At 49.3% G+C, this 13972-nt stretch carries 12 protein-coding genes and 1 riboswitch; of the genes, 11 read left to right on the plus strand and 1 reads right to left on the minus strand.

Going from position 1 to position 13972, the window contains the following annotated elements; all coding sequences use genetic code 11:
• From VZT47_RS04065 to VZT47_RS04095, 7 genes are all read left to right on the plus strand, one after another.
• A partial coding sequence (locus tag VZT47_RS04065) for an acyl-CoA mutase large subunit family protein (protein ID WP_330223698.1) occupies nt 1-1323 on the plus strand: 1323 nt, incomplete at its 5' end.
• A gap of 60 nt (nt 1324-1383) precedes the next feature.
• A complete protein-coding gene (locus VZT47_RS04070) occupies nt 1384-1773 on the plus strand; it encodes a cobalamin B12-binding domain-containing protein (RefSeq protein ID WP_330223699.1) in 390 nt (129 codons plus the stop codon).
• 125 nt (nt 1774-1898) lie between these two features.
• Nucleotides 1899-2837 (plus strand): methylmalonyl Co-A mutase-associated GTPase MeaB, encoded by a 939-nt coding sequence (meaB, locus tag VZT47_RS04075; protein WP_330223700.1) that lies wholly within the window; start codon nt 1899-1901, stop codon nt 2835-2837.
• Between the two features lie 19 nt (nt 2838-2856).
• On the plus strand, nt 2857-3309 hold the full coding sequence (locus tag VZT47_RS04080) for a VOC family protein (protein ID WP_330223701.1): 453 nt from the start codon (nt 2857-2859) through the stop codon (nt 3307-3309).
• Between the two features lie 82 nt (nt 3310-3391).
• Entirely contained in the window at nt 3392-4921 is a 1530-nt protein-coding gene (mmdA, locus tag VZT47_RS04085) for a methylmalonyl-CoA decarboxylase subunit alpha (RefSeq protein WP_330223702.1), read from the plus strand.
• A 40-nt stretch (nt 4922-4961) separates the two neighbouring features.
• On the plus strand, nt 4962-5276 hold the full coding sequence (locus tag VZT47_RS04090; protein ID WP_330223703.1) for a hypothetical protein: 315 nt from the start codon (nt 4962-4964) through the stop codon (nt 5274-5276).
• A 38-nt stretch (nt 5277-5314) separates the two neighbouring features.
• Nucleotides 5315-5731 (plus strand): biotin/lipoyl-containing protein, encoded by a 417-nt coding sequence (locus tag VZT47_RS04095; RefSeq protein ID WP_296954186.1) that lies wholly within the window; start codon nt 5315-5317, stop codon nt 5729-5731.
• 857 nt (nt 5732-6588) lie between these two features.
• Here the strand turns inward: VZT47_RS04095 and VZT47_RS04100 are convergent.
• Entirely contained in the window at nt 6589-7074 is a 486-nt protein-coding gene (locus VZT47_RS04100; protein ID WP_330223704.1) for a hypothetical protein, read from the minus strand.
• A 193-nt stretch (nt 7075-7267) separates the two neighbouring features.
• Nucleotides 7268-7438: riboswitch (cobalamin riboswitch) on the plus strand.
• Nucleotides 7439-7602: 164 nt separating this feature from the next.
• On the opposite strand from VZT47_RS04100, the gene VZT47_RS04105 reads away from it, so the two are divergent.
• From VZT47_RS04105 to VZT47_RS04120, 4 genes are all read left to right on the plus strand, one after another.
• Nucleotides 7603-9882 carry an acyl-CoA mutase large subunit family protein gene (locus VZT47_RS04105; RefSeq protein ID WP_330223705.1) on the plus strand — a complete coding sequence of 760 codons (2280 nt, stop codon included), beginning with the start codon at nt 7603-7605 and terminating at the stop codon, nt 9880-9882.
• A 1-nt stretch (nt 9883) separates the two neighbouring features.
• Nucleotides 9884-12079, plus strand: a complete 2196-nt coding sequence (scpA, locus tag VZT47_RS04110) for a methylmalonyl-CoA mutase (protein WP_330223706.1) — start codon at nt 9884-9886, stop codon at nt 12077-12079.
• A gap of 11 nt (nt 12080-12090) precedes the next feature.
• Complete coding sequence (gene meaB / locus VZT47_RS04115; RefSeq protein WP_330223707.1) at nt 12091-13266, plus strand: methylmalonyl Co-A mutase-associated GTPase MeaB; 1176 nt, start codon at nt 12091-12093, stop codon at nt 13264-13266.
• A gap of 94 nt (nt 13267-13360) precedes the next feature.
• The gene (locus VZT47_RS04120; protein WP_330223708.1) at nt 13361-13957 is read left to right on the plus strand and encodes a peptide-methionine (S)-S-oxide reductase; all 597 of its coding nucleotides are present in this window, start codon (nt 13361-13363) and stop codon (nt 13955-13957) included.
• Nucleotides 13958-13972 lie beyond the last annotated feature (15 nt).

Here is a 13972-nt window from a genome sequence, read left to right on the forward strand (position 1 = left end):
ACCCAGATCGGCTATGACTCCGATGATAAGATGGCTGAAGGCGAAGTTGGTAAAGTAGGCGTTGCTATTGATACCCTGAAGGATATGGAAATCCTGTTCGACCAGATCGACCTGGGCAAAGTTTCCACCTCCATGACCATCAACGCACCGGCATCCGTACTGCTCGCTATGTACATCGCTGTAGCTGAAAAACAGGGCGTACCGGCTTCCGCACTGCGCGGCACCATTCAGAACGATATTCTGAAGGAATACTCCGCACGCGGCACCTACATTTTCCCGGTTAAACCGTCCATGCGTCTGATCACCAACATTTTCGAATACTGCTCCAAGAACGTACCGAAGTGGAACACCATTTCCATTTCCGGCTACCACATCCGTGAAGCAGGCTCCACCGCTGCTCAGGAAGTTGCATTCACCATTGCCGATGGTATTGCATACATCGAAGCAGCTCTGAAAGCTGGCATGCATGTTGACCAGTTCGCTCCACGTCTGTCCTTCTTCTGGAACGCTCACAACAACGTACTCGAAGAAGTTGCTAAATTCCGTGCATCCCGTCGTCTGTGGGCTTCCATTCTGAAGGAAAGATTCCATGCAGAAAACCCGAAGTCCCTGAAACTCCGTTTCCATACCCAGACCGCTGGCTCCATGCTGACCGCTCAGCAGCCGAACAACAACATCGTTCGTGTTGCTCTGCAGACCGCAGCAGCAGTAATGGGCGGAACCCAGTCCCTGCACACCAACTCCCGCGATGAAGCTCTGGCTCTCCCGACCACTGAATCCGTAACCATCGCTCTCCGTACACAGCAGATCGTTGCTTACGAATCCGGCCTGGCTGACGTAATCGATCCACTCGGCGGTTCCTACTATGTAGAAGCTATGACCAATGCTATCGAAGCTGAAGCTAAAGAATACATCCGCAAGATTGATGAAATGGGCGGCGCTGTAGAAGCTATTGATAAAGGCTACATCCAGAAAGAAATTCAGGATTCTGCTTATGCTTGGCAGATGTCCGTTGAATCCGGCGAAAGAACCATCGTCGGCGTCAACAAGTTCACCATGGAAGAACCACCGGTTCAGGGCCTGCTGAAGGTTGATGCATCTGCTGGCGTATTCCAGAAGAACAAACTCGCTAAAGTTAAGGCTGAACGCGACAACGAAAAAGTTCAGGAAGAACTGAAGAAGCTCGAAGCTGCAGCTGCTGACGAATCCGTAAACCTGATGCCAGTCATCCTCGACTGCGTACGCGCTTACTGCTCCGAAGGCGAAATCTGCGGCGTTCTGCGTAAAGTATTCGGCGAATACAAACCGCACAACACTCTTTAATTCATAACTGAATTTCAGACATCGAATCTTAGACATATACTTTCTTGGAGGTAATCTATAATGGCAATTAGAGTTCTCGTAGCAAAACCGGGCCTTGATGGACATGATCGTGGTGCAAAAGTTATCGCTCGTGCACTCCGCGATGCTGGTATGGAAGTTATTTACACCGGTCTTCGTCAGACCGTTGCTCAGATCGTTGAAGCAGCTGATGCAGAAGACGTTGATGTAGTAGCTCTGTCCCTGCTCTCCGGCGCTCACAACACCCTTTTCCCGGAAGTTGTTGAAGCACTGAAAGCTAAAGGAATGGGCGACGTTCTGGTTATCGGCGGCGGCGTAATCCCTGCTGGCGATATCCCGGGCCTCAAAGAAGCTGGCGTAAAGGCTATCTTCACCCCTGGCACCCCAACCACTGAAGTTATCAACTTCATTAAAGAAAACGTTAACAAATAATCAGACTTATCTGGTCATTTAATACGGTAGTTGTAATGTAGCTGCCCGGGACCGGGAGGACTCCCGGCCCCGGCACTATATTATTTCTATATTACTTACTCTTCGAAAAGGCGGTGTATCTATCCATGGAATTTTCTATGAAAGACTTTTGGAATGGAAACAGACGTGCCTTAGCGAGAGCAATTACCATCGTTGAAGACGAACGGGATGGATTTGAAGATATCATGAAAGATATCTATCATCATACCGGTCGTGCACAGGTCATCGGTATTACTGGTGCACCTGGTGCGGGTAAGAGCACACTGTCAGATGCCCTGATTAAGAAATTCCGTCAACAGGGTAAAACTGTAGGTATCGTTGCTGTCGATCCTACCTCTCCATTCTCCGGCGGCGCCATTCTTGGCGACCGTATCAGAATGAACGATCTGACCTTGGATAAGGGTGTTTATATCCGTAGTATGGGCACGCGCGGCAGCCTTGGCGGTCTTTCCCGCAAAACTGCTGATGCGGTTAAACTGATGGATGCTTTCGGCTTCGATGTAATCTTCATCGAAACAGTAGGCGTAGGACAGTCAGAAGTAGATATCGTTAAAAACGCGGATACAACACTTGTTGTGCTCGTACCTGGACTAGGTGACGATATTCAGGCTATTAAAGCAGGTATCCTTGAAATTGGTGACGTATTCGTCATTAATAAATGCGACCGCGACGGCGCAGATCGTTTGAATGTTGAAATCGAAATGATGCTCGACCTGGGCGAAGCCCAGAACTGGCGTCCTCCGATTGAAAGAACGATCGCGAACAAAGACCAGGGTGTAGAAGATGTAGTAGCAGCCCTGGGTGATCATCGCAAGTATCTGGAAGAATCCGGCATTCTTGAAGAACGCAGACGCGAGAGAGCAAGAAGCGAAATGCTTGAGATGATTCACGACCGCATTTCCCGTAAGATCGAGAATGATATCGCGAACACGGGTGAATTTGCTGACTACGTGGAAAAAGTCTTTGAACGTGAAACTGATCCGTTCACAGTCGTTGATTCCATCGTAGGCAATATATTCAAATAATTTTAAAGGAGGAGTTATTATGGCATTTAAAGTTTTAACTGTCGATCATGTTGGCGTAGCTGTTAAAGATCTCCAGAAGATTAAACAGCAGATGAAAGACATTTTCGGCCTCGAACCTTCTCTGCCGGATGAAACCGTAGAAGAACAGCATGTAACCACCAGCTTCTACAAACCGTCCGCTCAGACCGAAGCTTGCGAACTCGAATTCCTGGGTTCCACCACTCCGGACGGCCCGATCGCTCGTTTCATCGAAAAAGCTAACGGCGGCAAGAACGGCTTCCAGCATGTAGCACTTCGCGTTGACGACATCGTAGCATGCCTCGCTGATCTGCAGGCTAAAGAAGTTCCGCTCATCGACAAGAAGTACCGCGTTGGTGCAGGCGGCTGCCACATCGCATTCCTGCATCCAAAAGCAACCGGCCTTCTGCTGGAACTGACTGAACGTCCCGGCGGCCCATCCTTCAAAGCTTAATTTGAACGATGGTATATGATTTACCCATTCGGGTAAATCATCCCCCTCTAGGGGGATCCCTAGAATTTTTGGAGGTGTAAGAATGGCAACTGTTGCAGAAAGAATTGAACTTCTCCACAAAAACCTCGCGCATGTAGAGGCTATGGGTGGGGAAAAACGTGTTGAAAAACAGCATGCAAAAGGCAAACTGACCGCTCGTGAAAGACTTGCTCTTCTGTTTGATGAAGGCACTTTCGTTGAAGTCAATGCCCTTGTTAAATCCCGCTGCCACAACTTCGGCCAGGAAAAGAAAGATCTTCCTGGTGAAGGTGTAGTAACCGGTTATGGTACCGTAGAAGGCAGACTCGTATTTGCATTTGCTCAGGACTTCACCGTTGAAGGCGGCTCCCTCGGCGAAATGCACGCAGCTAAAATCGTTCACGTAAACGAACTGGCTCTCAAAGTCGGTGCTCCTTGCGTAGGCCTGAACGATTCCGGCGGCGCTCGTATTCAGGAAGCAGTAGATGCACTCTCTGGCTACGGCAAGATTTTCTGGTGCAACACCATTGCATCCGGCGTTATTCCTCAGATTTCCGCTATCATGGGACCATCTGCAGGCGGCGCTGTTTATTCCCCGGCTCTGACCGACTTCATCTACATGGTAGATAAGACCTCTCAGATGTTCCTGACCGGCCCGGCAGTAGTTGAATCTGTAACCGGTGAAAAGATCACCGCTGAAGCTCTCGGCGGCGCTAAGACCCACAACACCACCTCCGGTGTTGCTCAGTTCAGAGCTAAGAACGACGAAGACTGCATTAAACAGATTCGTTATCTGCTCTCCTTCCTGCCTTCCAACAACATGGAAGACGCTCCAATCGTTGAAACTGGCGATGATCCGACCAGAACCGATCCGGCTCTCGACACCCTCATGCCAGAAAACTCCAACGCTCCGTACAACATGTACGATGTAATTAAATCCATTGTCGATAATGGCGAATACTACGATGTAGCTAAAGAATGGGCAAAGAACATCATCACCTGCTTCGCTCGTATGGACGGACAGTCTGTTGGTATCATTGCTAACCAGCCGGCATTCATGGCAGGCTGCCTTGACTACAACGCATCCGATAAAGCAGCTCGTTTCATTCGTTTCTGCGACTGCTTCAACATTCCGGTTCTTAACGTTGTCGATGTTCCAGGGTTCCTCCCGGGCCGTCAGCAGGAATATGCCGGCGTAATTCGTCACGGCGCTAAGATGCTGTTCGCATACTGCGAAGCTACCGTTCCGAAGATCACCATGATTCTCCGTAAAGCTTACGGCGGCTCCTACATCGCTATGTGCTCCCGTGAACAGGGCGCTGACCAGGTATTTGCTTGGCCAACCGCTGAAATCGCTGTAATGGGACCTGCAGGCGCAGCTAACATCATCTTCAAGAAAGATCCACAGAAAGAACAGCGTACAAAGGAATATGTAGACGAATTCGCTACTCCTTACAAAGCTGCAGAACGCGGCTATGTAGACGCAGTTATCGATCCGAGAAACACTCGTCCAACAATCATCAATGCACTGAAGATGCTTGCTTCCAAGCACGAAGTACATCCGGCAAAGAAACACGGCAACATTCCGCTGTAATATTTGCTGCTTAAATCACTAATTGAAAGGATGGGTACAGATGGGTAACGACACAGTTATGTATATCGCAGTTGCAGGCCTTGTTGTGGCTGTAATTGCCCTGATCATGATCTGGCAGGTACGTTCATCTCTCAATCAGTCCGCAGCACCGGCACCGGCCGCAGCTCCCAAGAAACCAGCTGCAGCTCCGAAGGCAGCAGCTCCAGTTGCTGACAATGGTGCAGTCGTAGCAGCAATTGCTGCTGCTATCGTTGCTATGGGTGGCGGCGAAATCGTCTCCATCCGTCCGGCAGCTAGACCTGGCTGGACCTCTGCTTCCCGCATTGCAGGTGTAGCTGGTTCCCAGCAGTTCTAATTGAAAGTTGAACTATCAATCATTTAGGAGGAAAGACAATGAGAAAATTTACTGTAACAGTTAACGGCCAGAAATACGACGTAGTAGTAGAAGACGGCGGCGCAGCAGCAGCAGCTCCGGCTCCGGCAGCAGCTCCGGCTCCGAAAGCAGCTCCAGCTCCGGCAGCAGCTCCGGCTCCGGCTCCGGCTCCGGCACCGGCTCCGGCTCCGGCTCCAGCTCCGGCTGCAGCTCCTGCAGGCGCAGGCGAATCCGTAGAAGCTCCGATGCCGGGCAAAGTAATCCGCATCAACAAACACGTTGGCGATGCAGTTGCTTCCGGCGACGAAGTTCTGGTTCTCGAAGCTATGAAGATGGGCAACCCGATCATGGCTCCGTGCGATGGCAAGGTTACCTCCATGCAGGTTTCCGAAGGCCAGTCCGTACAGGGCGGCGATCCGCTGTTCACCGTTGGCTAATTCCTATCCGGAATCTGCTTGAACAGTCTGAAAAAGGCAGTGCGAAAGCACTGCCTTTTTTATTTACCCTTTACTTTTTATCCTCTGGTATGTAATGATTTTCCTACACTGCCTTTTCTTCTTAATTATCCATGAATGATTATGACAGGAATTATTTTCATGATTTTCGAATACCGGTAAATGCTCCGGGATGTTAATGATCGACTATTTTGTCCCAGATATCTGTTGGTTCGTTTATTTTACAGGTCTTATATGTAACAGGATTTGTTCTATTGGTCTCTCTATCCTAATCAGTTATGGCTGCTCATTTTGAATTATGTATTTTTTATCTGCACTTTCATATCCCCTATGGAGGAATTTTTCAAGTGTATATTTCTGAATGTATCATGCATATATTCTGAAATATCGTTTTTTATATATTTCTTTTTTGATTGTTTCGAGCTCCCCTGGATTTTCGGATCTGTTATTCAGGTGACTCATTATAATTTTTGACCCCGTAGTTTTTGCGGTTTACGGATTACTTATTCTTTTGCCTCTTTCGTAGTACTCATGTATTGCGGCCATAGAATTTTCCTTTATTTAATCATATTTCTCGACGAATAAAAGCGATAAGATCAGGGAAAGCAGGTCGTTATATTTCTAAAGCCAGGCGGAACGGTTATGGGATAGAACTTTGAGTCATTTATATGAATCCGTAGTCATGGCCCCTGTAAGTTTTATGAAAGGCAGCTGGATTTATAGGCCTTTAAAATTTCCGTTGAAATATATTGAAATAAAAAGACTGTGGCCAATTGTGATGGCACAGTCTTTTTAGCTGTTATTTTTATTTTATGTTACAGGTTCCCCTTTTGAAGCGGTCATAAATCGGATTCTTCGTCCAGACTTCTGGTGATCAGCAGGCGAAGCATGGTAAGGCTTGCCTTGTAGGCTGAATAATCGTTTGGAAACAGGGCAGTGAGGCCATAGCGGAAGAGCTGTTCTTTTTCTTCTTCTTTTTCCACAGGGCCCGCAGCGACGAGGATATCGTCCCTGCCATACATGGCAAGGGCCTGTTCGAGACGGATCAGGAGTCCGGTTTTCTTATCGCTTTCGGAGTAATAATAAATATAATAATCATCATTATCTACCGCATTTCTGGCTGATTCTTCCGGTGACTGGAGGGAGTCCACGTCTACGTCCCAGCCGCAGTCTGCAAAGGCGCTGGCGGCGAGTCTTCTCTTTTCTCCGCAGCCGTCATCATCCATTTCCGGTACATATATGCGGGGCCGCCGGCCTTCGAGCTCGGCAAATTTCTTACTTAAAGCAATCGATTCTTCCCGGTCCTTGTCATATTCTTTTTCCATAGGAATCTCCTTAAATTAAATAAACATTACAATATCCGTTAATACTATACTTATTATAATCTTAAGCTTATTTATTTTCTACCTTATTTTATGAAAATTATTATTGCCATATTATAAAATTAGAATAAAATTACTTTAAAATATTTGACACTTAGAATATGATGAATTATACTGATAATGTAATCATTTAGACAATTTCATATTCCTGACAGATGCGAAAGCATAAAAGAGAATCCGGTATAAGCCGGAGCGGTCCCGCCACTGTAAGGAGGAGACCTGTCCATAGATGTCACTGGGGAAACCTGGGAAGGCGGACAGGGCGATGAATCCGAGCCAGGAGAACTATCTGTCAATGAATCACCGTTATACCTGCGAGCGATGGGAAGGGGATTTGAGACAAAGGTCTCATTTACCGGCTGCCATCATAGGTGCCGGCTTTTTTGATGTCAATACACAAAATAACCTTTGAAGGAGGTGAACCCCGTTAATACGTGAAATTGTCTAAAATTATTAAAGGAGGAACTATTCATGGATGAACAGAAATCCCAGGAACCAGTAAAGCAGCTCACCGATAAAGAGCTGGAAGCAATCCTTAAAAAATCTGAAGGAAAAACTGATTTCCCGGCAGTCAAATTTGATGAATTTACACCACCTACATGGGAAGAATGGGTTGATGCCTGCAACGCTCTGCTGAAAGGCAAACCTTTCGATAAACTCATGTATACAAAGACCTACGAAGGCATTACCTTCGACCCAATCTATACACTCCACACCGGTCCGGTTGCCATGGACGGAAAACTTCCTGCTGACGACTATCCGGGCATGGGCGATTTCCTTCGCGGCTCCACAGCACACGGCTACAAGGAAGCTCCCTGGGGCATCGCGCAGGCTTGCGATGAAACTCTTCCGAAGGAAAATAATGAACTCCTGAAAGATGAAATCGCCAAAGGTTCCACCGTTTACAATGTACGTCTTGACTCCGCATCCACCGAAGGCATCGATGTAGAAGATGCTGAAAAACCGGGCGATACCGGCGTTTCCATCACCACTCTGGAAGATATGGCTCAGATGCTCGATGACCTGGATCTTGAAAAATATCCGTTCATGATGTACTGCGGTGCATCTTCCCTGAAGATGATTGCACTGGTAGCTGCTGCTCTGAAAGCTAAGGGAAAAGATACCAGCAAACTTCATGGCGTGATCGGCGCCAACCCGCTGTCCCAGCTGGCTAAGAAAGGCAAACTGGCAAAACCGCTGGTTGCTTACTATGACGATATGGCTGAAACCATCCGCTGGGCAAGAAAGAACGCTCCGGGCCTCCGCACCATTATGCCGAGATCTGAAGTATTCTCCAGAGGCGGCGCAAACTCCGTACAGGAAGTCGCTTACACCTTTGCTATGGCTGTTGAATATATCCGTGAAATGGAAAAGAGAGGAATTTCCATTCATGATATCGCTCAGTCCATCAACTTTGGCTTCAATACCGGCGAAGTATTCTTCCTGGAAATCGCCAAAGTCCGTGCAGCTCGTGAAGTATGGGCAAATATCATGAAAGCTTTCGGTGCTGAAGGCGCTGACAGAAGTGCAAAGATCCATGCAAGACCGGCATATTTCTTCCGCACCATTTTCGATGCAGGCGTTAACATGCTTCGTAACTGCACCGCCATGTTCTCTTCTGTAGTCGGCGGCGTTGATACCTATGAAAACGAACCATACGATGAAACCGTTCGTAAAGGCGACGTATTCTCCCGTCGTATTGCAAGAAACGCTCACATCATTCTGCAGGAAGAATTCGGTATGCTCCGCCCGATTGACCCGGCTGGCGGATCCTGGGGCATTGAACACCTGACCACCGAAATGGCAAATCATATCTGGGCTGAATTCCAGAAGATCGAATCCATGGGCGGCTTCACCAAAGCTCTGGAAGCTGAATATCCGCAGGAACAGATTCTGGACATCCTGAAACAGCGTTTCAAAGCTCTTGATTTCCGTAAAGACCGTTCCGTAGGCAACAACATGTACCCGAACATGGCTGAAGAACTGATCGAACCAAGACCGGAAGATACCCCGGCTCTGAAGAAGATCCTTGTAGACGGCGTTGAAGCTTACAAGAAAGACATTGATAAAGAATTCCTCGGCAAGAAACTGGAAGAACTCGAAGCAGCTCCGGCTGATGAAAAACTGGTTAAAGCCATGGAAGCATTCTCCGCAGGCGCTACCCAGGGTGAAGTCGGCAAGGCACTTGCAGTTGACGGCGAAGGCGAAGCTGTCCGCATCATCACCGAACATCGCTGGACCGAACGTTTCGAAAGACTCCGTTTCGATACCGAAAACTACAAGAAAGAAACCGGCAAGAACGTGGAAGTATTCCTGGCCAACATGGGCCGCATTCCGCAGCATAAAGCAAGAGCCGATTTCTCCACCTCCTTCCTGCAGGTCGGTGAATTCAACGTTCACCTGAATACAGGATTCCAGGATGATGAAGGCAAACCGGGCTCCCGCTGGGATAAATGCGTGGAAGCACTTAAAGCCGGCTGCGATGACAAAGGCACTCCATATGACTGTGCAGTCATCTGCTCCAAGGATGATACCTATCCGGAAGACGTACCGGCTCTCGCTCCGAGACTGAAAGAAGTCCTGGGCAGCGGCAAACTCTTCCTGGCAGGCGCAGCTCCGAAAGATATGGAAGCAAAATATCGTGAAGCAGGCGTAGATGATTTCATCTCCGTCAAAGCTAACTGCTACGAAATCATCCGTGAACTTCAGAGAGCAAAAGGCATGAAGATTACGGAAGAGGAGGTAAAATAATATGGCAACAAATCCTGATTTTACAAAACTGAACCTGGAAGCTCATCCAAGCTGTGACTACGATCAGTGGAGAGAAGCTCTGGAAAGCGAAACAGGCAAGAAATATGACGACCTCTATGACACCACCCTGGAACGTATCCCGGTAGGTCCTCTCTATACCCAGGACGTATACAAAGACTGCAACCACCTGGATTTCATGAGCGGTATTCCTCCGTTCCTCCGCGGACCATACTCCACCATGTATGTATTCCGTCCATGGACCGTCCGCCAGTACGCAGGCTTCTCCACCGCTGAAGAATCCAACGCATTCTACAAGAGAAACCTGGCAGCAGGCCAGAAAGGTCTGTCCATTGCATTCGACCTTCCGACCCACCGCGGCTACGATGCCGATAACCCCCGTGTAGTAGGCGACGTTGGTAAAGCAGGCGTATCCGTTTGCTCCATGCTCGATATGAACATTCTGTTTGACGGAATTCCGCTGGACCAGATGTCCGTATCCATGACCATGAACGGCGCCGTACTTCCGATTCTGGCCTTCTTCATTTCCGCCGGCATCGAACAGGGCGTAGACAAGAAGATTCTCCAGGGCACCATTCAGAACGATATCCTGAAGGAATTCATGGTTCGTAACACCTACATTTATCCGCCGGCCATGTCCATGCGTATCATCGGTGATATCTTCGAATACACCACCAAGTACATGCCGAAGTTCAATTCCATTTCCATTTCCGGCTACCATATCCAGGAATGCGGCGCAACCTGCGATCTCGAACTGGGCTACACCCTGGCAGACGGCATGGAATATATCCGCTGCGGCGAAAAAGCAGGCCTGCCGGTCGATGCCTTCGCAAAGCGTCTGTCCTTCTTCTGGGATCAGGGTAAGAACTATTTCATGGAAATCGCAAAGATGCGTGCTGCCCGTGTACTCTGGGCAAAGATCCTCAAAGGCTTCGGCGCAAAGAACCCGAAATCCATGGCTCTCCGTACCCACTCCCAGACCTCCGGCTGGTCCCTCACCGAACAGGATCCATTCAACAACATCACCAGAACCTGTATGGAAGCCATGTCTGCGGCTCTTGGCCACACCCAGTCCCTCCATACCAATGCGCTTGATGAAGCTATCGCTCTGCCGACGGACTTCTCAGCCCGCCTGGCTCGTAATACCCAGCTGTATATCCAGGATGAAACCAAGAGCTGCAAGATCATCGATCCGTGGGGCGGTTCCTACTATGTAGAATACCTGACCAACGAAATGATCAAACGGTCCTGGGCACACATCCAGGAAGTCGAATCCCTGGGCGGCATGGCAAAAGCTATCGCTACCGGCCTGCCGAAGATGCGTATCGAAGAATGCGCTGCCCGTCGTCAGGCAGATATCGACTCCGGCAAGGAAACCATTGTCGGCCTGAACAAGTACAGACTGGCTAAGGAAGATCCGCTGAACGTTCTCTCCATTGATAACACTGCTGTTCGTAACGCACAGATCAAGAGACTGGAAAAACTCCGTTCCATCCGCGATCCGGAAAAGGTTGCAAGAGACCTCGAACACATTACCAAGTGTGCAGAAAGCCGCGAAAATGGCAACCTGCTTGACGCAGCAGTTCAGGCAGCTCATGACCGTGCATCCCTGGGCGAAATTTCCGATGCCGTTGAAAAAGTTTCCGGCCGTTACAATGCGACCATCCACACCGTATCCGGCGTTTACTCCTCCGAATACCAGGATGATGGTTCCTTCGAAAAGGCTAAGAAACTGGTTGACGAATTCGAATCCCTCGAAGGCCGTCGTCCGCGTATCTTCTTCTGCAAGATGGGCCAGGATGGTCACGACAGAGGCCAGAAAGTCCTGTCTTCCTCCTTCGCAGATATGGGCTGGGATGTCGACGTAGGCCCGCTCTTCCAGACTCCGGAAGAAGCTGCTCAGGATGCGGTAGATAACGATGTTCATATTGTTGGTTTCTCCTCTCTGGCAGCAGGCCACAAGACACTGCTTCCGGCTATCGTAGATGAACTGAAGAAACGCGGCCGTGATGATATTCTCGTCTGCATCGGCGGCGTAATTCCTCCACAGGATTATGAATTCCTCTACGACCATGGCGCAACCGCCATCTTCGGACCAGGCACCAATATCCCGAAGTGCTGCATCCAGTTACTGCAGATCCTTGTTGACCGCGCTAAAGCTGAAGCCAAGGAAGGTTAAGGTAAGCGCATATGCCTGAAAACGATGATGATCTCCGGCCAAGCTGGGTCCCGAAAGAAAAGAATCCTGAATTTGCCTGTTCCGTTATGCGTGGTATCGACAGCGCTGTCAACAGCGTGACCGATATCAAGTACATCCCCAGGGAACCTCTCCGGAGAGTTCCTCTCCGGAAGAAACTTTCCGTAGAAGACTACGTGAAAGGCGTGGAACGGGGCGACAGAATGATTCTTTCAAAGGCCATTACTCTCATCGAAAGTAATGCGCCGAAGGACTTTGACAAAGCCCAGAAAGTATTGCAGGCATTACTGCCCAGGACCGGTCATTCCCTCCGCGTAGGGATTACCGGTGTTCCCGGTGCAGGGAAAAGTACATTCATTGAAGCTTTCGGCCAGCTTCTCTGCCAGCAGGGTTACAAAGTGGCAGTCCTGGCCGTAGACCCCACGAGCTCCATCACCGGCGGCTCCATTCTGGGGGATAAGACGAGAATGCAGAAACTCTCCCGGGAGCCAAACTGCTTCATTCGTCCTTCTCCTTCCGGCGGAACCCTTGGCGGTGTGGCAAGAAAGAGCCGTGAAACCATGATGCTCTGCGAAGCCGCAGGCTGTGACGTCATCCTGGTAGAAACGGTCGGTGTAGGCCAGTCAGAAACCACAGTCCGCTCCATGGTCGATTTCTTCATGCTTGTCGTTTTGACCGGCGCAGGCGATGACCTGCAGGGCATCAAGAAAGGTATCATGGAACTGGCAGATGCCATTGTAGTCAATAAGGCTGATGGCGATAACCTGGAAAGGGCGAAAGTCACCCAGGGCGAATACGAAAGAATGGTGGAATTCATCCGTCCGGCTACGGAAGGGTGGAAGACCCATGCCTATCGCTGCTCCGCCCTGAAGAAGACGGGGCTCCTCGAACTCTGGGCCGTGATGCGGGAATTCGAAAAAGTGACGAAGAAATCCGGCGCTTTCGAAAATCGCCGTCAGCGCCAGATCATCGAATGGGTCAAGACCATGATCGAAGAACATCTGCACAATCTCTTCTATGAAGACCCGGTCATCAAAGGCCGGATTCCGGAAGTCCGTGCAGCCGTTCTTGCGGGAGTGGTATCCCCAAGCCAGGCAGTGTCCGAACTGATCAAGACCTTTGATCTTGACCGGGCTGCAGCCCGCCATCTGGAATCTACGAAACAATAATAAGCTTCATTTCATTACAGGAAAGGGGCACGGCTACGCCGCGCCCCTATGCCTGTATTTGCTCATCAGAGCTTTTGCAAAGAGAGGTCTTTCTATGTATATTAACGGGGCATTCATGAAGGAACTGTACCTGGCCGGCGGCCCTTATTATGGACTGCAGGAAGTGTTTTCCCGTGTCAAAGGGGTGGCCCTGGTAGAAGCAGGCTTTGCCAACTGCAGCGCTCCCAATCCCTCAAAAGACGATATATATAGCGGTAAAGTGGAAGGCAGAGAATGCATCCGTGTCATATACAATCCGAAAAAGATTGATATCGTCAGCCTTTTATCCCTGTTTTTCACCATTATCAATCCACATACTGACGGGATTCAGGGAAAAGCTGTGGGACCTCAGTTTAGAAGCGGCGTTTACTATACCAGCCATGAAGATACGATGCAGATCAGCTACTACCTGGTATTCCTTCAGAACCGGGGCGTATCGAGGCGGATGACCCAGTCCAGCTTTATCGTCAATGAGTACGAAGGAGAAGGAAAGCATCTGCCGCCGATCCGTACAGAGGCAAAGCCGCTGGAAAATTTCTATAAGGCACCGGAGGAGGAGCAGTTTTATCTTCGTTCTCATCCGGATGCGTATACGCCAATCAATATCCCGCTTCTTGAAAAACTGGGAACCATAGAACCGGTAAAAGAATAATATTTCCAAAAGACT

It is taken from the genome of Dialister sp. (assembly GCF_036343215.1).
Lineage (GTDB): Bacteria > Bacillota > Negativicutes > Veillonellales > Dialisteraceae > Dialister.